This is a genomic window from Massilia pseudoviolaceinigra, assembly GCF_030846505.1.
Taxonomy (GTDB): Bacteria; Pseudomonadota; Gammaproteobacteria; order Burkholderiales; family Burkholderiaceae_D; genus Telluria_A; species Telluria_A violaceinigra.
Genome location: NZ_JAVCWL010000002.1, coordinates 1 through 19,450 on the forward strand (window position 1 = coordinate 1; position 19,450 = coordinate 19,450).

Annotated in this window: 14 protein-coding genes and 1 pseudogene; 6 read left to right on the forward strand and 9 right to left on the reverse strand. The window is 56.6% G+C overall.

The genetic code is table 11. From position 1 onward, the window contains the following. From RBA40_RS02250 to RBA40_RS02280, 7 genes are all read right to left on the reverse strand, one after another. Positions 1-373 (reverse strand): transposase (locus RBA40_RS02250; RefSeq protein WP_306645595.1); only part of this gene is annotated, 373 nt, incomplete at its 3' end. A gap of 196 nt (positions 374-569) precedes the next feature. After that, complete coding sequence (locus tag RBA40_RS02255; RefSeq protein ID WP_306645597.1) at positions 570-1,847, reverse strand: phenylacetate--CoA ligase family protein; 1,278 nt, start codon at positions 1,845-1,847, stop codon at positions 570-572. Then, the gene (locus RBA40_RS02260; protein ID WP_306645599.1) at positions 1,847-4,369 is read right to left on the reverse strand and encodes an acyl-CoA reductase; all 2,523 of its coding nucleotides are present in this window, start codon (positions 4,367-4,369) and stop codon (positions 1,847-1,849) included. Before RBA40_RS02260 ends, RBA40_RS02255 begins: the two co-directional genes overlap by 1 nt. A gap of 11 nt (positions 4,370-4,380) precedes the next feature. Next, a complete protein-coding gene (locus tag RBA40_RS02265) occupies positions 4,381-5,541 on the reverse strand; it encodes a LuxE/PaaK family acyltransferase (RefSeq protein ID WP_306645601.1) in 1,161 nt (386 codons plus the stop codon). Then, positions 5,538-6,752 (reverse strand): MFS transporter, encoded by a 1,215-nt coding sequence (locus RBA40_RS02270; RefSeq protein ID WP_306645603.1) that lies wholly within the window; start codon positions 6,750-6,752, stop codon positions 5,538-5,540. Before RBA40_RS02270 ends, RBA40_RS02265 begins: the two co-directional genes overlap by 4 nt. 10 nt (positions 6,753-6,762) lie before the next feature. After that, on the reverse strand, positions 6,763-7,923 hold the full coding sequence (locus RBA40_RS02275; RefSeq protein ID WP_306645604.1) for a GNAT family N-acetyltransferase: 1,161 nt from the start codon (positions 7,921-7,923) through the stop codon (positions 6,763-6,765). Positions 7,924-8,161: 238 nt separating this feature from the next. Then, complete coding sequence (locus RBA40_RS02280) at positions 8,162-8,299, reverse strand: hypothetical protein (RefSeq protein ID WP_306645605.1); 138 nt, start codon at positions 8,297-8,299, stop codon at positions 8,162-8,164. A gap of 246 nt (positions 8,300-8,545) precedes the next feature. On the opposite strand from RBA40_RS02280, the pseudogene RBA40_RS02285 reads away from it, so the two are divergent. Continuing rightward, positions 8,546-8,729 (forward strand): annotated as a pseudogene (locus tag RBA40_RS02285) (thiolase family protein); the annotation flags it as partial. Positions 8,730-9,260: 531 nt separating this feature from the next. Here RBA40_RS02285 and RBA40_RS02290 read toward each other — a convergent pair. Continuing rightward, on the reverse strand, positions 9,261-10,604 hold the full coding sequence (locus tag RBA40_RS02290) for a PAN/Apple domain-containing protein (RefSeq protein ID WP_306645606.1): 1,344 nt from the start codon (positions 10,602-10,604) through the stop codon (positions 9,261-9,263). Positions 10,605-11,021: 417 nt separating this feature from the next. Here RBA40_RS02290 and RBA40_RS02295 point away from each other — a divergent pair, with 417 nt between their 5' ends. Beyond that, positions 11,022-11,798 (forward strand): hypothetical protein, encoded by a 777-nt coding sequence (locus RBA40_RS02295; protein ID WP_306645607.1) that lies wholly within the window; start codon positions 11,022-11,024, stop codon positions 11,796-11,798. A gap of 424 nt (positions 11,799-12,222) precedes the next feature. Here RBA40_RS02295 and RBA40_RS02300 read toward each other — a convergent pair whose 3' ends face one another. Then, positions 12,223-15,522 carry an nSTAND1 domain-containing NTPase gene (locus RBA40_RS02300; protein WP_306645608.1) on the reverse strand — a complete coding sequence of 1,100 codons (3,300 nt, stop codon included), beginning with the start codon at positions 15,520-15,522 and terminating at the stop codon, positions 12,223-12,225. A gap of 246 nt (positions 15,523-15,768) precedes the next feature. Here RBA40_RS02300 and tssB point away from each other — a divergent pair, with 246 nt between their 5' ends. The 4 genes from tssB to RBA40_RS02320 all read left to right on the forward strand — a co-directional run bounded on the left by tssB (position 15,769) and on the right by RBA40_RS02320 (position 19,435). Then, the gene (gene tssB, locus RBA40_RS02305) at positions 15,769-16,308 is read left to right on the forward strand and encodes a type VI secretion system contractile sheath small subunit (RefSeq protein WP_306645609.1); all 540 of its coding nucleotides are present in this window, start codon (positions 15,769-15,771) and stop codon (positions 16,306-16,308) included. A 41-nt stretch (positions 16,309-16,349) separates the two neighbouring features. Further along, positions 16,350-17,843, forward strand: a complete 1,494-nt coding sequence (gene tssC, locus RBA40_RS02310) for a type VI secretion system contractile sheath large subunit (protein WP_306645611.1) — start codon at positions 16,350-16,352, stop codon at positions 17,841-17,843. 87 nt (positions 17,844-17,930) lie between these two features. Then, on the forward strand, positions 17,931-18,416 hold the full coding sequence (locus RBA40_RS02315; RefSeq protein WP_306645613.1) for an Hcp family type VI secretion system effector: 486 nt from the start codon (positions 17,931-17,933) through the stop codon (positions 18,414-18,416). A gap of 239 nt (positions 18,417-18,655) precedes the next feature. Next, entirely contained in the window at positions 18,656-19,435 is a 780-nt protein-coding gene (locus RBA40_RS02320; protein ID WP_306645614.1) for a hypothetical protein, read from the forward strand. Positions 19,436-19,450 lie beyond the last annotated feature (15 nt).

Here is a 19,450-nt window from a genome sequence, read left to right on the forward strand (position 1 = left end):
TCGTCTCGAAAATTTTGCGGGTGAGCTCGTTCGTTTCAAGCAAACGGCGAAATTTCAGCAGCGTCGTTGCGTCCGGCACCGACTCGCGATTGAGGTCGATACCCACGAAGCCGCGAATCGCCTGGCGGTCATAGATCGCGTCCTCGATGCCTTCATCGGAAAGACCGAAGCACTGCTGGGCTACGTACATGCGCAGCATGCGCGCCAGGCCAATTGGCGGGCGGCCAGCGCCTTCAACCTTCGGATAGAACGGCTCAATCAGCTTATGCAACTGCGACCACGGCGTGACACTGTCGATCTTTGCAAGGAAGACGTCACGCCGTGTCAGCTTCTTCTTGGCGGCGTACTCGAGGTCGGAAAAACTCTTTTGCATGATGGTCGGCTGGTCAGGGCTGGACGTGCCATTATTGTCTCAGATCACAGGCCAGACCGAAACGGGATCGGGCGAATGAATCAGTGCTTCCCTAGCACTCATGTAACATTATCCACCTCGTCGCCATTCGTCGCTGCTCCATCCATGAATCGAGGACGACAGCATACGCTATTGCCGCGCCAAGCTCTACGTGAACTCAGGCAAAGCGACGATCGATCACGCGCTTGAGCTTTCCCGAGCGGGGATTGATTTCCAGCGCCGTCGCATCCACCCATTCTATGTCGATGGGCAGGATCTTGCCTTGCGCCAGCAATTGACCATACATGGGGCGATGCTCGTAGATCGCAGCAATGATCTGCGCGCTGAGCGCCGGATCGGCATTGCGATTGCCGATCCGCAGTATCAACCCATCCTTTCCGTCACGATGGATGGTCAGCAATTGAAAATCGCAGGCGCCCTGGCAAGCCGGAAACGACGCCAGTACCGACCTTACATCTTCCGGATACAGCGTGACCGGGCCGACCCTGGCCGATTCATCGGAACGCCCCCGTAACAGAAACTTGCGATGCGCCGTACCATGGGCATCGACCCACCTGGCCCTGTCACCGACCGGATAGCGCAGGATCGGCATCAAATGGCGCCGCAGGGCCGTGACCACGGCCAGCCCTTCGATGCCCGGCGCGACGATGGGCGAGCCCGTTTCTTCATCGATAATTTCGAACAGCGCATCATCATCGTAGCAGCGAAATTCATTGGGGCCGCATGAAAGATCGGCGAATCCCAGCAATCCGGCATCCGTGCTCGCATAACCGATGGAGCGGATCTCGACGCCTGGAAAGCATGCTTCCAACCTGACGCGCTGATCGGGATACATGGCTTCGCCGGCAAACAGGATCAATCTGACCGTCGACGCGGCTGGATCGCCCCCCACCTTGTCAATGTGATCTACCAGACTCATCATTGTGGTCGGCACGCCGGCCAAGACTGTGGCCTTGAATTCCATGATAAAGCGATAGACATCGTCGGGTGTCGTGGCGCCCGCAATCGGGAGTTGCATGACCCGCTTGGGGCACTCTTCGAGCGCCTTGTGGGTAAACAAGAACGATCCATACAACTCGCCGACATAAAACAGATTGGCGACCCGGTCGCCATCCTGCAGACCTCCCAGCGCCAGTCCGCGGGAAAAGGCTGTGACAAACACATTCCAGTCAGTCCGGCTGAACACCGAGAACTTGGGATTGCCGGTGGTTCCGCCACTCTTCAAGACGATGCCATCGTGCATCGCCCCCGTCAGCAATTGCCCACCCTCCAGGCGGTTGGCTTCCCAAAACGCTTGCTGGCTCAACACGGGCAACTGTTCGATCGCGTGTATCGTTTCCGGCAATGCGCGGTAAAGATCGCCATAAAATGGCGAATTTTTCCGGGCAAACGCGATCAGTGAGGGAAGTATTTCCCGGCTAATTTCCATGCTCATCAACGCGCTCTCCGGTCCAGCACACGAATCAATTTTCCGCTTCCCGCAGTCCTGTGGAATTCATCGATTCCCACCGCTTGCACTTCAAACAGCAGCGTTTCATCGGTCAGCACGGCTTCCTGCAAATCCAGGTAGTTTTCCAGGAAAATCTCTCGGCAACGCAGCGCTGGCAAGCGCTCCGAATCGGAAATCACCAAGATGACCTTTTCCTTGATCTCGGCTTGCGCCAGGATCAGCTGCGCTTCGCCCGCATAGGCGAAGTGCGTCGCCAGGATACGGATGAATTCCTGATAATTGAGGAAAGTGGAACCAATCCGACAAATATCCCCCGTCCGTCCCAGCAGTCGAAAGCGCGGCGCGGCCCTGCCGCAGGCGCAAATGCCATCCGGATCGGCGATCCAGTGGCCGACATCGCCGATTTCGTAGCGCAATGGCTTATTGACCGACAACATGCGCGGCGTGAAAACCAATCGGCCGACTTCCTCGCCTTGCACCGCTCGATCTTCATCCATTTTCAATATTTCGAGGTATTGAAGCTGTTGCTGAAGATGGTGGACGCCGCCATCGCTATGTTCGCACTGGAACCCGATCGGACCGATATCGACGCTGCCATAGGCGGCCGAGCGTATCACGTCGACCTGGAAGGACTCGTGCAGATAATTTCGCTGGGCGGGACTGAAATGTTCTCCGCCATAATAGATCTTCTTGACTCCCCGATAGGCGGAGAGAATGTCAGCTTCCTTTTCAAACAGTTGCAGAATATACGATGGCATGCCGAGCAAGACATTCACCTTGTTCTTGACGATTTCCTGGGCGACCATGCGGGTATCGCCATGGGCCGCCATGGGGAACTGGATGGCGCCCAGCTGTTCGAGTGCCGAAAAAAAGCTGATGAAGCCACCGTAGAGTCCCCCGCCAAAGAACAGATTCATCGCCCGGTCGCCGAGCGGATCAAAGCCCGCCGCGTACAAACCCTCGGCACCGAGCCGGATATGCTCATGGTATTGCTGGTAGCTGAACGTCGACAGTTTTGGTTCGCCCGTGCTACCGCCCGACTTGAAGAAAAGATGGGCTTGGGCAGGATCGGCCGGCACCGACTGGAACTGCTCCTTGGCGGTAATGGCCGGAACGGGGTCCCACTGCAGCGGAGGGAATTTTCTCAACTCATCGAAATTGGAAATCCCCTGCGCTTCATGGGCCAACTGCAAGCTCACTCTGCGGCAATAGCGTTGCAATGCATAGACGCCGTCATGCGGCTCGCCGGGGTATCCTCCCGTCATTTCGCCAATACGCCGGATACGGATCGCACCCGCACGCAAAAATGAGCGCGACAGCGGATGAATTTCCGAGAGTTTGCAACAGATCGCCACTGTTTGCAGATAGTTGCGCATGGGCCGCAAGACCCGGATGATGTCGGTGCGCGGCAAGGGCTTGACCCAGATGCTGCGGTACAGCGGCGATGCCGCCAGTGCCGCATGGTCGTCGATGTAAATGCGCCACCCGCCATCTGGTGCTTCGATGAGGCGAGCATTGCCGAGGCACGATTCGAGCCTGTGACACTCGCTGACCAAAGCAATTTCGCCGGCACTGGCGGTATCGGGCAACTGGCGTGGCAGTTCGTGCGCCACCAGCGTCAAGGCATCGGCAAGCCGCTCGCCAAACCGCTGCAATTCATTCCAGTCCGACGTGTCGAGATAGACACATTGCGGACTGGAACAGGCTTGCTGTTCCATCAGGCAGCATTCCATGGCGAGTTGTTTCAGCGTATGGGGATCCTGGGCAGCTTCCATGGAAAGAAATGCCAACGATATCTTGTGTCCCCACTCGACGATGCGCACGCTGGCAGGGGCCATGGCGCGTATCGATTGAATCGACTCCTCACCGCCCCAGGCGGCGATGCCATCGGCCCCGGCAAATACCGGCTCCAACAGATCTTTTCGCTTCGACGAAATGTTCGCCACGATGATGAATTTCTCAAGCTGGGCGCTCGGATCGCACTTGCCCAAGGCATGTAACAAGATCTGGGCGAAGGAACTCTCTTGCGGACTCGTCTTGAGAAAGTTAAAATTTCCAGAAAGCAATCCTTCGAGCACGCTCATCGGCCCGACCGTGAAGGCATTTTGCGGTGAAATGTGGACCAGGAAACCCAACGGCGCCCAAGCTTCGAAGATCGCATCGTCGAATTGGGTGCGGCAAGCGAGCAAGGGATTGCTGGAACCGAGTTCACGGATGAGCTTCTTTTCCAGATTCGCACGGCGCAAGACATCGGCTATTTCAAGCAAGGCCAGACCGATTTCGTCCGACGTAAATTGATCGGTGCCAGACAAGCAGTTCTTCAATTCGGTAAAAATAGCCGATTTTTCCCTGATATTTTTCCCGAGTAAATCCCCGGCCGCCAGCACCGTCTCGATATCGAGTTCGCACGCCATTTGCCGGGCCACCAACGATTGTATATCGCCGATCCTGCTGGCCAGTTCTTGATCGCCGATCCACTCGCCTTGCCAGAGGTGTTGCTTGTTCATATTTTCCATCATTACCGCCTCAACAGTTCAGCCGCCGCAATGGCGCAGCTTTTATTTTTACTTGTTCCAGCCCGTCCGTGAATGACGAAATACGGCCGCTCATTTCCGCAAGCACAGGATTGGCCGGGATACAGTGTCGCCATGTCGCCCATCAAGACACTCTGGGCAGGCACTGAGGTGATGTAGGGCGTGAGAAATTGCAGAAAGCCCGCTTCACCGAACTTCCTTGGTTTCAGGGTACGCACATCGCGGATGATCACCTGCGACCAGACGGGAACATGAAATTGGTGGTGTGCGCACTCCGCGTACGGGACGGCATGCTCGACCGAGCCGAAGCTGTCGCGGATACGCAGGTCGGGAATGCCGAGCTGCTCGTGAATGCGGGCGTACAGATCGTGTTTGGCGATCGCCTGGTCGGCATTGCCTTTCCATCCACCGCCGAGGAATACCAGCGAATCGGCGGAGAGTTTGAGCGGCGGCAAGTCCAGCTCGCGCATCCGCTTCAGTGTAAAAAACAGAAATGCCGGGAAACCGAAAATGCGTACTGGAAGACCTTCTGCGGCGTAGTGTTGCAGCTTTTCGATGCAACCAAAAACATCGAACTCGTGCGACGCGCCGCCCGTCGCCGTTGTTGGCGCGCCGGTCCTGCGCAAAGCATAAAATGCCGATGCAACGGGTGCATACTTGCACAGGAAATTGTCGGTGTGGGCCGTTCCCAGTTGCGAATCGGATGCGGTTTCATACGAATACAGCAGATAGTTGGTCTTGACATCCGGCGTGTTCCAGCCAAAGTGCTCGAAGACCGCGTCGATCATCTTTTGCCCGGCGCTCAATGACCAGGCATCAAACGAGACTTGCGACTTTTGACCGGTCGTTCCGGAAGAAGTCAGGTGCAGCTTGATGTCATCGCGCGCAACCGAAAGAAGTTCGTGCGACTTGAAAAACGTCGCCGGAACAAAGGGGATGCTCGCCAGGTCATCGATCGACGTCAGCGTGGCGGCATCAAATTGTTTCATTTCCAGCAATTTCCGATAAAATGGCGATTGCTCTTGGTGCCAGTTGATATTTTCCTTCATGGCATCGACAAACATCGATTCCTGCGCGGCGGAGGAAGCGAAGGGGTGGCGTTGTTCGCAAACGCCCTGGACCGCGTGCATAGTCTTGATATTCATATTTCCCTAAATTCCCGATAAAATGCGGTGGCCAGTGATATCGTCAACAACCCGAGCGCGAGACATATCGTCATTTTTGTCAAATCGATTTTTTCAATCAAGCTTCCCACCATCAACATCGATATCGGCAAGGCGCCAATACTGATCGTATTGACCCAGCTCATGACCACGGGGACATCGGCTGGCGCCGGCCGCGATTGAAACAGCGTCAATAGCGACACATTGACGACGGCCAGTGCCAGCCCCAAGCCAGCCAGTGCCAGGCAAGCCAATACGGGATTGTGGTTCAAGCCAAAGAAAAGGTAGAGCAGGGACACGGCGCTCAAGCCGGCGATCGCCCGCTTGCCCCTTTTGAGCGGAAATTCCGCGACCGAAAGCAACAAACTTCCCGCCACCATCCCCAGGCCGATCGACACCTCGAAGGCGGCCAGCATGGCAAGATTGCCGGCGAATCGGGTCTGAACAAACAAGGGGAGCAAGGCCATCAAGGGTGTCAGCGCAAGATTCATCAGGAAAAATGCTGATAACATGAAGCGTATCAAGGGATCGGCAAACATCGACCGCCCGGGTATCGCTGGCGCCATGTCGGCATTCGCCGGCTCCGATTCGACCGTTTCCGGATCAGCAGGATCGAGCCGGATTCCCCCTTCCAGCCCTGCCGCCAGCAAATAGCTAAGCCCATTCAATACAAGCAGACCCGACAAACCAAGCCAAGGATAGAGCAGGGCGGAAATCGCTGGCCCAACTACCGTCCCCAGGGAAAAGCAGGAATCGACCATGGCGGTCAACTGTGGGACCAATTCCTTTTTTGGCATGAGCCCGGGCAGCGTAAAGACAGCGATATTGAACAGCGCGCCAAGCAAATTTGAAACAAACGTCAGGATAAATAGCGTGGTCAGCGAATGGTGCTTGAAATAGGCGAGCCACAACAGTCCGACCAGCAAGAAGATGATGCCCCTTAATACGTCGGTGTGTATCAGTGTCCTCAGGACGCCGATTCTTTGCACCAGCTTGCCCCCACTGCTGGCCAGCAACAGATGGGGAAGCGCGCCTATCGCCAGGAACCACGGTATCATTTGTATGGATTGCTCCTGCGAAATAACCCAGACCAGGCCGAGGGTCATCATCTTGTCGCAGATTTGTGAAATGAATTGCCCGACGAAAAGCCGGGATGAATTCTGGTCCTTGAATACTGCCATTGAAAATTTCATGATAATCCTGTCACGCTGCGCACGCCGGTTCCGGCTCCAGCGAATTTTTTTTCCAGAGCTGCAGATACTGGTTCAAGTATTCGCGATTAATGCCTTCCAGGCGGATATTTCTGAAATTCAGTATTTCATAAGATCGGCTGAATATGACGAAATCATAGCGCTGCGCGCCAATCAAATGCATGGCGGGGAAATAGGCGCAGGGAATGAAACCGGATTGCATTGCGATTTCTATTTTCTCCGACTCATCGGCGCGAATAATGAATTCGATATAGCGCACACCCAGGTCTTGCAAGATTACCGATGCCTTTTCCACGATATCGGCGAATCCTGCATTGCACACATCGTGAATGCCGATCAACACGCAATGTTTGTCCGTCTCTGAAAAATAACAGAAAACCTCCACGTCCTGATCGGCCGAGCTGATCAGCAGATTGGGTTCTTGAAACGGGAAAAAAGTATGGTGGTCTTGCGCCACCAGCGTGTTCTTGCCCTCGTCAAAACGGCGCTTGGTCAGGCGCGGTGCGTGGATCAATTCGAGTTCCAGCGCGGAGCGTGCGCGCGAGAAATTTTCGGCGCTGGTATGGGGAATCCAATCGTCGGGAATCGCGGGCAAGCCGCATTCGCGCCGGACTATTTCAAAAAGGGGACGCAGGCGTGGATGCAGGGCAAAATCGGTAAAGCGCGAATCGAACGCGCTTTTCGTAAATAATGCAGTAAGACAATGCGTTTCATACCCACTCGTCTTGTGAACATTTGGGAAAATTCCAAGTTTTCGGTAGCCCAGATTCGCCGTCAATTTTTGCGGTGCCGAAGAAACCGTTCTGGTTGTGGCGTAGACGACTTCGACATGTGCGATGGCGCGCAATTGCGCATAGCCGAATTCCATCATCCGTTCCGTCAAATTCTGTCCGCGACAGTCATTTTCAATGACTGCGCCAAAGACTTTGGCAAACCCAGTGAGCGTGTGCTGATAGACAACGGAACCAACAATTCGGTCATCGATGGACGCCACAATCCAGTAATAGTCATCCCGCCCGAGCGCAGCGCGCAGTCGCGCCGTCTCCGACATCATTGGATCACTGTAATCACCTTGGTAGACGCTCTGGTAGAGGTCGACGATCTGAGCGGCATCTCGTGGAATGGCTTTTCTTAAGGTAATATCTTTTATCATAATAATATTATTCTTTTTGACAGTGTATTATCTTATTGGAATGGCGCCGTTTTATCGGCGTGCGAGTTAATCATGGCGCCGAATTCTATATAAGGCAATATTGAAAGTCAAGCAGGGAAATATAAAAGCTTGGTGACGACGAAGAAAATATGAGGGCGGTACCAAATGATTAGACAAAGGTGGACAACGGGATCAAGCGGAAAATTGTCATCAATTTGTAACGCAAATGCAATAAGCATTAAATTTTCCACGGATCTGGTTTTTCTTGAAACAGCGAGAGCGACGCGCCGCCTCGCTCTGGCAAACCATTTGATACCTTGCCGGTCGATAAACGCGCGGCGGTCTCGACATAATGTGACGCTTTCATGACCGACATGCAGCGCTTTGGGCGGCATGCTTTGGAGGCGAAGCGTTCACCTCACAAGGCTCCTGCTGGCGTCGTCGCCGTCGTGTCAATGTTTTACGTCGCGCAGGCGTCTTCGGCACGTCAAATAAATTTGCGAACGACCGTACTAAATTGTGCTGTTCCCGTATCGATCCACCCGGCGGCGGGCCAACGCCGCCGGGCACAGACCATTCATCCCATACCAGGAGAGACACATGCTAGACCGCCCGCACGGGCTTGGCCAAATCGTGGAAGGGCGCCTTCAACATGATCCCACGGCGCCACGCTGGGCGGCCATGTGCTGCGGGCGGCCATCGCGCGCGCCAACATCGAGCCGGGTGAAGTTGAGGATGTGCTGATCGGCTGCGCCAACCCGGAGGGCGCGACCGGCGCCAACATCCCGCGTCAGATCGCGCTGCGGCCAGCGCGTCACCTTCATCCCCGAAGTGAAGGCGGAAGATAGGCGATTCAAGCGCATGAATCACCGTATCGCGGCTGCCATTTTGCCGTCGCGCCACGAAACCGGCTCATGGCACGTCGCTGCGACCTGAAAACTTTCCGATGGCACAGAGACATCATGCGGCCGTGCCATCGTCAACCATGCCTTCGCACGCTGATAGAACCGAGACGATTTTGGAAAACCCACCAGAGGAAACCGAAATATTTTTTGACGAAAATAGTCCCAGCGACAAGTCGTGACGACCAAATACGGGATGCGGCATGCGTGTCGTGCTGGCCGGAATTCCGTCCAGCGACTATTTGGAGAAACCTCACTCGAGGGTTGCTTCGTCTTATACGCGCAAAAGATGAGGCCAAGTCGGATTGCCCAACTTGGCCTCGGCGTTTGGGAACGCTATGAGGGTCGGCTCGCACTGGTGGTCGTGAATGCCTGGATAGGCGAACTGCTGCTGACGCATATCTTGCAGACCTGTTCAACGCCGGCGCGAATGCGCTATTTCTTGCCGGCCGTTTTCCAGCACATCTCCGTGGCCGAGTTGCCTGGCTGGGTAGCGCTGCCAATGCTCGTCGCGTCGAAGAGCACGCACGATGGGTACGTGGTGAACGAATAGAAGGCCACGCAACTGCTCGATTGGCTACAGCGCGCCGCACATTCCTGCGACGTTGCAGCTGGAACGTTTGGTGCCGGGAAAGTGCCTCGATCGGGGAGCGGGGAATTGACGGCGCAGCTATAGTTGTTATTCTTGAGGTTAGGGTCGAAGCCTTTTTGACGCAGCTTGGACCAGGCGGCGAGCCGTGCGAACACCTGCCTGGCGAGGGGGCTACTGCTCCAGTACCAGTCGGTTGCGTAGGGATAGCTGTAAAAGCTGCCGTTGTGCGCAAATGCCTGGTTGTGCCCTATTTCGTGGAGGAAAATTCTGGCGGTATCTTCCACGTCATAGTAGTTAAAGGAATCGTAACGCGAAGAAATGACTGCGTAGGGCGACAAGGTGACCGTTACCCATGCCACGCCCCCTCCGTAATTGCTCATGGGCGCCGCGACATAGATGTTGATCCGGCCTGGACGGCCGGTGTTGTCGAACTTGAGAAAGATAGGGTCCAGCGCACGGCCATTGAAGAGTTGGTCATCGACAATGCGATCGAAGGTTCCGAGGCTGAACACCACTTCGCCATTGTTCATTTCCTGGGTCGCTTTAGCCAGCACTTGCTGCGCGTACTCCTTGGTCCACCTGGCATTACCGCCGCTGGTACTGTCGATCACATGGATATCCACCATCAGAATGGCTGGCTGGGTACCCTTCATGAACAACTTCGCGTTCGACCACGGGCCATTGGTGCTCGACCAGGTCGACTCGAGGCCGTATAGCCTGCAGACGTCGGACGTCGTGATCGTGTGGAAACCGACGCAATCGGCCTTGCCATTACACATCTTGGCACATTGCTGCGGCTGATAACCGTACAACGTATCCGTCAGCGCGCCATTATTGGGGATGGGCAAAAAGCCAGACGTATAGGCCGCAAGCGGGTCCGGGCTGGCTTTCTTCCAGTTCATTTGGACATTCGACCAAGGCCCTACACGAGCGGCGACGTCGGCGTCCGGTCCATATAGCTGACATGTATCCCAATCCGTGAAAGCATAGAAGCCGCTACACGACTGGTTAGCGGTACACGCTTCCTGGCAAGCCTGCCGCGTGGTATTGTAGCGCCTGGCGCCGAGCTCTCCTGTGGCCGGGATCTTCCAAATCCCCGAGAGGTAGTCAACGGCCAATGCCGTACTACCCCACAGCAAGCCCAACGCGACAATCAGTATTTTGAACCATACCGAAACAGTTTTCATCTTGTTCTCCCAATGGACGTTGATTGCTACAAGGATGGGTTGTCGCCGGCCCGCCGACGGTAGACCACGGCGCGCCGGGATCGGCTCTTGCGTCGGGTGCTACCGTCGGTGTTGCTGCTTGCGCCACCTGCCAGCGGCGGCGTTCGATAACAGCCCATGCAGGGATGGTGACGGTGCCTGGCCGGCGCGTGAAGTAACATTCCGTAACGCGGCGGTGCGTGACCGGACATCCACGCGCAGGGCTTGCGGGCCAGCGCGCATGGTCTGGGCCGCTTCGGAAATCGAGAACAAGCTCCTTTTAAATCAATGGCTTGAAATCGTAAGGTAATCGTAAGGTCAAGATTCATGCAGCTCGTTAGAGTGAATTCAGGCACACCTCAGTGCACTTCCTGAATCCCTTTTCCGACTGGATCGACCATGAATACGCGCACCAGCAACGCATCGACATTGACAGGCACCGCCGTGCAAAGCGACGCCACATGGCAGGCTGTGCAACATGTGCTGTCCAGTCCGATCTTCTTGAAAGCGCCGCGCATGCGCGCCATGCTGTCGTTCCTGATGATGAGGAAATTGAGCGGCATGGAAGCATCGATCAGCGAATATGCGATCGGTATTGAGGTGTTTCACCGTGACGCGCGCGATTACGATACGAGCTTCGATCCCGTCGTGCGGGTGCAGATGGGCAGGCTGCGTGGCCGTCTCGCGCAGTACTACGCGACCGCGGCCAACGTGAGCGGCTTGCAGATTTCGATTCCTCTCGGAACGTATGTTCCCGTGTTGACATCAGCGGCGAGCGCGCGTCCCATCAGTATAAAATCGGTCGCGTTGACGCCGCTAGGTAGCCCGACCCCGGAAAGTGGAACAAGGAACTTTATTTCCGGACTGGAGGAAGAACTTGCCTTGCGCCTGTTCCAGCGCTTTGGCAGCGAATCGGGTGCTTCGGCAGAGCAATACCGAATCGAAGTGCGGGTCAGGACTGAGCCCAGGTACGTGCGCGCGACGATCCGCCTGATCGACGCCAATACCGGGCAGATCGCCTGGATCCGGCAGTGCGATCGCCACGGGGAGTTGGGCATCGCGCTGCAGGAGAAGCTGGCATTGGCGATCTGTACCGACTTGCAGAATTACATGCTGGGCGAGGATGTTTCCGGCGTGACTATGAGGCCTGATTGGTCCCAGCACTGCCCGGCTTGATAGGCTGGTGAACATTGCCCTCCTGAGGATCATCCCATATCGTCGTCCTCGTGAGTTGATTGAAGAAGATGACGTCGAATCTATATTCCAGGTCAGTGCAATCGTGAGTAATCAGTACAAGGCGAGAAGCTTCGACGTCCGGGAACGACGGGATTAACGGTTGAACTATCTCTGATGACGTTGGGGTCCGTACTGCTGGCATGAGGACGACCCAACCGTTACGCGATGTCGCGTAGTCCAACGCGAACAACGTTTGAAACGGAGACACAGCGTTAATCTTGCAAGTAGGTGCCTTATCATGGTGCTTGCCCGTTTTTGGATCGTCATAGGTGTAGTAGACCTCCGAACACGCATCGACGCCCACGATGGTAACTAACACCGGGACTTGGGAATATATTGGATTTGTATGGTTCATAGAATCTTCCTATTTTGGGATCAACTTACGGTAGAGAGAATCCCGATACCCGATCTGTGCAAGCCGTTGCCAAGGAACGTTATCGATCACGGATTGTTGCAGACAAAGCGTCGAGCGGCTCCAGGGATCGAGAATCAAAAAGTCCCTGGTTGAGGTGGTGCTGGGTTGAATCACAGCGTAGGCTTCCTTGCACGCAATGATTGAATTGGCGTCGTCTTTCCGTTTCTTTTGTATCTTTGCGTACAGCAACAGCGACTCCGCCAACGACAGGCGGATTTGCAAATCGGCAGGCGTGCGCCCGTGTAAGCGACGGAACTGCGTAATGACCGTTTCAATCTCGCCTTTCGCCCGTTCAAGATCGCCCATCTCGAGCAGCGCCGTCGCAATGCGGGAGCGGGCGACGGTTTCGTTGCTGATCCATCGGACGTTTTTCGGGTTCATTGCGCTCTCTGCCACCAGGTTGGCGTGAATGCGCTGCAGCTGCGGCAGGATGAGCTGCGCAGGTTCGGTGCGCAATTTGACCATCAGATACTCTTGTTCGGCATTCGCCAGTTCAACCTGCCACGCCCGGTTTTTCTTGTCGTTTTGTGCGAGGTCGACAAACAACGCGGCAGCAGCTGCCAGATCGTCCAGCGCGCGATCATCCTTGCCCAGGGCGAGCGCGAGCACCGCACGATGCTGCAGAGCGCGGGCATAGCGATTGATCCACATGGGCTCGCTGGGAAATCGCTGGCGCACTTGCTGTACCAATTCCATTTCCTGTTCATACAGCTGTTCCGCAGCCCCCAGCTCCCCCATGGATTGCCTGGCTAACGCTTGCCAGGAATAGGTGTCGGCCAGCGCGGCGATCAGCATTTTGTCGCCGGGCGCGCGTTGCAGTGCGCGTTGTTTCAGCGCGAGCGATGCGGCAAACTCCGGTTCAGCGGACTCCGGCTTGCCAAGCGCCAGCGCCAGGGAACCGAGGTTATTGTGGGCGTACGACTGTTCAATCCACCATTCCACTTTGTCAGGTTCGAGCGAGTGCAACCGTTCGGTAAGCAGCCGATACTGTTGCCATGCGGCCGCGGCTGCCGGCATGTCGTTGTGATCCTTGTGCATCTGCCCGATATAGTAATTGTTGTCACCGAGATTTTTGAGCACCTGGGTGTTCTTTGGATCGGCTTCATGCTGGCGCCGCAGTATGGCATTGGCCTCGGTTAAAGCGGCGATCGTTTGCGCGGCGTTGCCTTGCTCCCTGCTGACCTCGCCGATCACTTGCAAGGCCTTGGCACGCAGCGTCAAGGCTGCCGGACTCAGTTCATCTTGTTGCGAACTTCGTAAGTACTCGAGCGACTTGCCGCTGACGCCTTCGAGCAGTTCAAGTTTGCCCAGCGGACGCAGCTTGTCGGCAAAGTCGCCCAGCATGTAATCGACCAAGCCTTCGACTTTGGTGCGGCGCGCTTCGGCAGTGCGCTTGGCCGCCAGTGCACTCAGGGCGAGCGCGGAATTAAGCACGGCAAGCACGATGATCAGCCCCAGCGCGGACAGGCGCGCCCATTCGAACTGGCGCGCGCGCCGGTTGGACAGGCGGATGAGCTCGCATTCGCCGGGCTCCAGCGACCATAGTCCGGCATCGCGCAGCTCCTTGGCCTCGTCGAGCAGCTTGCCGCGCGGGATGAGCAGGTCGGCGCGGCGCCCATCGGCGCTCCAGCGGGCAACCTGCTGCGCCAGCCGGCCGCGCGCCCGCAAGGCATCGCGGTGCGCACCGATCCATTCGCTCATACGCGGCCAGCGACGCAGGATCGCTTCATGCGCAATCCCAAACACCCGCGTCCCGCTGGCCAGGTCGCTGACGAACAGGCGTGCTTCAATCAGCGCCGTCACCGTGTCGCGCGCCTGCTCGCTGCGCAGTGCCGACCATGGCGCGCGCTGGCTGGTGACGAGCTCTTCGTCAATCGCCAGCACCGTTACCAGCGACATGATGTGCGGCAGTTCGGCGCGGTGGTCGTCGCTGAGCCCAACGACAACCTGCTCGGCGCGCCGGCCTATCGCGCCTTCGAGCCCGCCCAGTTCATGGAATGCGTCGAAGCTCAGTTCACCGTCGGGAGTGCGCTGCCGGTACAGCTCGTGCAAGCAGTATTGCAGCAAGGGCAGGGCGTCCGGACTGGCGGTGGCGCTTTCGCACAAGATGTCGTCGAGGCTGGCGTGAGTGACAGGATCGACGCCGAAGACCAGTTGCGCCGCGGCGGCCGGCTTGCGGATCATCTGGGCGATATCGCTGAAACTGGGCGGCGCCAAGTCGACATGGCCGCCATAAGGCTTGACTTCGATCAGCAGCGGCAAGGTGGCGATGTTCGGGTAAAAATCGTTGCGGCAAGCGATCACGATCAGGCAAGTGCCGCTGCGCGCCAGTTGTTCCAGCGCGGCCAGAAACGCGCCGCGTTCCGCTTCGGTGACGCGGTTGGCGTTGAACAGCGCTTCGAAACGGTCGATAAAGAGTGCGAAGCGGATGCTTGCGCCATGCGGTGCCAGCGCGGCTTGGAGCTGATTGATGACGCTGGTGCAATCACGTTCCAGCCGCTGGCCCAGCGCAATCGCGCTTTCATCAGGAAAACCGTAGGTCTCGTCCCAGTGCAGGTCGAGCATGGCGCCGGCCAGCGCGGTGAATAGCGTTTGTTCGCCTTGATCGGCGATGTCGAAGGCGGTGGTAGCAAGCAGTGCAGGGCCGCTGCCGGCCTGCGCGCGCGACATGGCCGGGAACAGGCCGGCCTGCACCAGCGAGGTTTTGCCCGAGCCGCTGGGACCGAGTAACAGCAGCAGGGCGAGGCCATTGTCGATTTGCGTTTGGGCCGCTTGCGCCAGATTGCAGGTTGCTTCATCGCGGCCGTAGAAGACACCAGCATGGGATTCGTCGAACGGCAGCAGGCCACGGAAGGGCGAACCGTTTTCCCAATGCGGCGGCTGGATATCGTCAACCGTCAAGTCGACCGCCGCCACAGTGCGGTAGCCGCGTTTGCGGATGGTCTCGATGAAGACCGGCGCATTGGCGTTGTCGCCCAACAGGCGGCGCAGTTGGGCAATGTTCTTGTGGACCGGACTGTCGCCGTGGATCGTGCTGCCCCAGCATTGTTCCAGCAGTTCTTCGGTGCTGACGATGGCACCGTCGGCGCGGCACAGCGCTACCAGCACATCCATCGTGCGCGGCTCCATCTGGCGCGTCTCGTCCGCGTTTTCGATGGTGTTTAAAGCAGGGGCGACCAGCCAGGGTCCGAAGCGAAACCGCGCCCTTGTTTGGTGCGGATTACCAACCAGGGAGGGCCGACCAGACATAGTGCCTTTGTAAAGTTAGCCAAACTGCAATGAAATATCGTATCACGACGATCCGACCCTGTCGAACGCAGTGTTGTAGATGAGAGACCTTGTTGTTACTTGTGTTACGTGCAAACGGACTTCTACCATCAACTCCGAACTACCCGAATGACGAAACGAGTTGACGGTGCTTTCAGGTCAGTTGAAACGCTTTGGCGGACCTGCTTGATCGTCTGATCCACAAGTCCAACAACCAGTGAGGATGCGATGTCAGAGAGCTTGCAAAAATGGGTGGGACGCAATCGTCCCCCGCGCGTTCAGATTACCTACGATGTGGAAATCGGCGGCGCGGTCGAGAAGAAGGAACTGCCGCTGGTGGTCGGCCTGCTGGCCGATCTGTCCGGCCAGCCGCTGGAGGCGCCGCTCAAGCTGAAGGCGCGCCGCCTGGTGGAAATCGATCGCGACAACTTCAATGAAGTGATGGCCAAGATCGCACCGCGCCTGGATCTGTCGGTGCCCGACACCTACAAGGGCGAGGGCAACCTGAAAATTGAATTGAACTTCACCGAGTTCGATCACTTCCATCCGGAATCGATCGTCGCTCAAGTGCCACGGCTGGCGAAACTGCTGGAAGTGCGCCAGCAATTGCGCGACCTGCTCGGCAAGCTCGATGGCAACGACGAACTCGATTCGCTGCTCGAAAACATCGTGCAGAACACCGAAGAGCTGAAAACCTTGCGCACCGACGATCCCGCTGCGGCGCACGCCCAGGCAACGGCCGACAGTGCCGAAGCGCTCGCGTCCTGATCGGGCGCCGATTCATACCAACATCGAAAGTGAGTTCAATTATGGCCAGCACACAAACAGCAGAAAGCGGCGCCGGCAATGCCGCGGTAGTGGAAATGAGCCTGTTGGATCGCATCGTCCAGGAAGGAAAAATGGCGGTCGACCCTTCGCAGAACATGTATGCGCGCAAGCTCCTGGGGCAGTTTGCCACCCAGGTGCTCGACGAGGGCATGAGGGCGGCGCCCGACAAGGGCATCGTGGCGATGATCAATGAACGCGTTGCGCAGATCGACAGGATCCTCAGCGACCAGGTCAACGCCATCATGCATCATGAAGGGTTTCAGACCCTGGAAGCGTCGTGGCGCGGCCTGCGGGATATGGTGTTCGGCACCGAAACGAGCAGCAAGCTGAAATTGCGCCTGTTGAACGTGTCCAAGAAAGAGCTGCTGAAAGACCTCGAAGGCGCGGTCGATCATGACATGAGCGCGCTGTTCAAGAAGATCTACGAGGAAGAGTACGGCACCTTTGGCGGACACCCGTATTCGCTGTTCATTGGCGACTATTACTTCGGCCGTCATCCGCAGGACATGGCGCTGATCGAGCGCTTGTCGAAAGTGGCGGCGGCCGCGCATGCACCATTCATCGCCGCCGCCGCGCCGTCGCTGTTCGACATGAGTTCGTTTACCGAATTGGGCGTGCCGCGCGATATGTCGAAGATCTTCGACAGCGCCGAGCTCACTTCGTGGCGCGGTTTCCGCGAATCGGAAGATTCGCGCTATGTCGCGCTGGTACTGCCGCGCTACGCCGCCCGCTTGCCGTATGGCGCCAAGACCAATCCGGTGGAGTCGTTCGCGTTCGAGGAAGACGTCAACGGCAAGGACCACAGCAAATACCTGTGGGCCAATTCGGCTTATCAGCTGGGCCTGCGCATAACCGATTCGTTTGCCAAGCATAGCTGGACCACGGCCATTCGCGGGGTCGAGGGCGGCGGCAAGATCACCGGCATGACGGCGCATACGTTCAAGACCGACGAGGGCGACATTGCGCTCAAGTGCCCGACCGAAGTGTTCATTACCGACCGCCGCGAGAAGGAATTGAATGACCTGGGCTTTATTGCCGTGGTCAATTCCAAAGGGTCGGATATGGCGGCGTTCTTCGGCGGGCAGTCGGTCAACAAGCCCAAGCTGTACAACCTGGATGCGGCCAATGCCAACGCGGCGCTCTCTTCGCGCCTGCCGTACGTGCTGGCGGCTTCCCGCTTTGCGCACTACATCAAGGTGATCATGCGCGACAAAATTGGCAGCTTCCAGAGCCGCCAGAGCGTGGAGACCTATCTGAACAACTGGCTGGCTGACTATGTCCTGCTGAGCGCGAACGCGTCGCAGGGCGAAAAGGCGCGCTTTCCTTTGTCGGAAGGGCGGGTAGATGTTACCGACATCGCGGGCAAGCCGGGCGCCTATTCGGCCGTTGTTTTCCTGAAGCCGCATTTTCAGATGGAAGAGCTCACCACCTCGATTCGCCTGGTGGCGGAATTGCCTGCGGCTGTTGCTGCGTAATCGGTGTGCGAGCATATTGCCCGCACATTCTTTTTTTAGCGTGGCGCTGCCCATGACGGCTCCCGCCTACTTTATATGGAGTACGAAATGTCAGACGTTCTTATTCTGGACCTGGGCGACAAATACAAAGGTAATTGCACGATCGAGGGCCACCCCAACCAGATCATCGTCAATTCCTTTTCTCATAACGCTTATTTGCCGATGGGTAGCGATTCGGCGAATACCGAACGTACCTTAGGCCGGCCGGTGCTCTCGGAAATGTCTTTCTCGAAATCGTCGGACCTGTCCACTACCGAATTGTTCAAGGCGTGCACGCAAGGTAGCAAGATCGGCCCGGCCACGCTGCACATTGGGCGTGTCGAGAACGGCGTGTACATGAACTTCATGACCTACACAATGGAAAATGCGATGGTTTCGCAAATGAGTTGTAGTGGAGGTGGTGGTATTCCAAATGACTCGTTCTCGCTCAATTTTACAAAAATTGAAGCGGTTTTTGCGCAGCAAAACGCAGATTCGACTAAAAAAGGAACCGGAACTTGGAATTGGAATCTGGGGACGATGAAGGCTGATTGAGGCGCCGCATATCCGCTTCGGTGAGCCATGTTGTGTTGTACAAGGTTTGTGCCAGACCGGCGTGCACGGACGAAAGTTTTGCTCTGTTTGAGATAAGGGGTAACGGCAAAACTGATGCTGTGTACGTTTGGTAATGCCATGTTTGCTCCGCTTGTGCGAAGCAATTCGACGTGGCCCAAGCCTTGTACATCGAAATCACCAACTGAATCCGCAGACTTGAAATAGTTGAAGGGAATTATATGGCATGCCTCGCAGTATTTGGTCGTGGGCCGAACGGCGGCGCGCTGACAAACGATCATTATCAAACGATGAAATTGAACCCGGACATTGCAAGAGATATTTATGTCGTCGCGGGAATCGATACGTTTACGCCGGTAACCATCGGTACGCAAAATTTTCGGTATGGTGGAACAGGTACGACCGACACTTCATTTGTTTGCCCAGAACCAACTTGCCGCCCCTGCCTGCCCACCATCCTCTCGCAATTGGGTCACAACGTCGCGAAGGCGACACTTCTAGCACCAATTCTGGCGCAACCTCATATTGCTGGCGCCGCAAAAATTACAGCGAGCAATTTCGTGCATCGAACCGCGACCAATGTTAATCAGCATCGCGGGTATGTGTTTAACCTTGGGCCACCTGGCGGCGCGGATATCGCATTTAATATTTACCATACATTTACGCACGACGTTTATGATCTAGTCATGCAAAGTGGTGCTGCCCTTTGGCGTGCACGAATACCCCGAGTCCATTGCAACCTTCTACAAGATCTCGTACACAGCGGCTTCAATATCGCACCGGCAGGCGCAGGGGCGCCATTGAATTCGTACGTGATTGTTCCATCGCTGGGGATGCCGGTACTCCCGCCAGCGTTCCTCTTAACGATCACAGATCTTATGAAGTATCAAAATTGTCTATCCCCGGAACGGGACCTGGCAAATTATCAGTATATGTGCCCACCTTGCAATGCCTCAAAAAACGCGGGAGGCGTGCCGCTGGATCGCATAACAAGGTACTGATCGACGATTCTTGTC

What these genes read in the sequence shown, in the direction of transcription:
- RBA40_RS02275 (WP_306645604.1), bottom strand. Translation starts at nt 7,923, where the DNA reads ATGATAAAAGATATTACCTTAAGAAAAGCCATTCCACGAGATGCCGCT.
- RBA40_RS02315 (WP_306645613.1), top strand. Translation starts at nt 17,931, where the DNA reads ATGTCAGACGTTCTTATTCTGGACCTGGGCGACAAATACAAAGGTAAT.
- RBA40_RS02295 (WP_306645607.1), top strand. Translation starts at nt 11,022, where the DNA reads ATGAATACGCGCACCAGCAACGCATCGACATTGACAGGCACCGCCGTG.
- RBA40_RS02255 (WP_306645597.1), bottom strand. Translation starts at nt 1,847, where the DNA reads ATGAGCATGGAAATTAGCCGGGAAATACTTCCCTCACTGATCGCGTTT.
- RBA40_RS02270 (WP_306645603.1), bottom strand. Translation starts at nt 6,752, where the DNA reads ATGAAATTTTCAATGGCAGTATTCAAGGACCAGAATTCATCCCGGCTT.
- tssC (WP_306645611.1), top strand. Translation starts at nt 16,350, where the DNA reads ATGGCCAGCACACAAACAGCAGAAAGCGGCGCCGGCAATGCCGCGGTA.
- tssB (WP_306645609.1), top strand. Translation starts at nt 15,769, where the DNA reads ATGTCAGAGAGCTTGCAAAAATGGGTGGGACGCAATCGTCCCCCGCGC.
- RBA40_RS02290 (WP_306645606.1), bottom strand. Translation starts at nt 10,604, where the DNA reads ATGAAAACTGTTTCGGTATGGTTCAAAATACTGATTGTCGCGTTGGGC.
- RBA40_RS02265 (WP_306645601.1), bottom strand. Translation starts at nt 5,541, where the DNA reads ATGAATATCAAGACTATGCACGCGGTCCAGGGCGTTTGCGAACAACGC.
- RBA40_RS02280 (WP_306645605.1), bottom strand. Translation starts at nt 8,299, where the DNA reads ATGTCGGTCATGAAAGCGTCACATTATGTCGAGACCGCCGCGCGTTTA.
- RBA40_RS02300 (WP_306645608.1), bottom strand. Translation starts at nt 15,522, where the DNA reads ATGTCTGGTCGGCCCTCCCTGGTTGGTAATCCGCACCAAACAAGGGCG.
- RBA40_RS02260 (WP_306645599.1), bottom strand. Translation starts at nt 4,369, where the DNA reads ATGAACAAGCAACACCTCTGGCAAGGCGAGTGGATCGGCGATCAAGAA.
- RBA40_RS02320 (WP_306645614.1), top strand. Translation starts at nt 18,656, where the DNA reads ATGGCATGCCTCGCAGTATTTGGTCGTGGGCCGAACGGCGGCGCGCTG.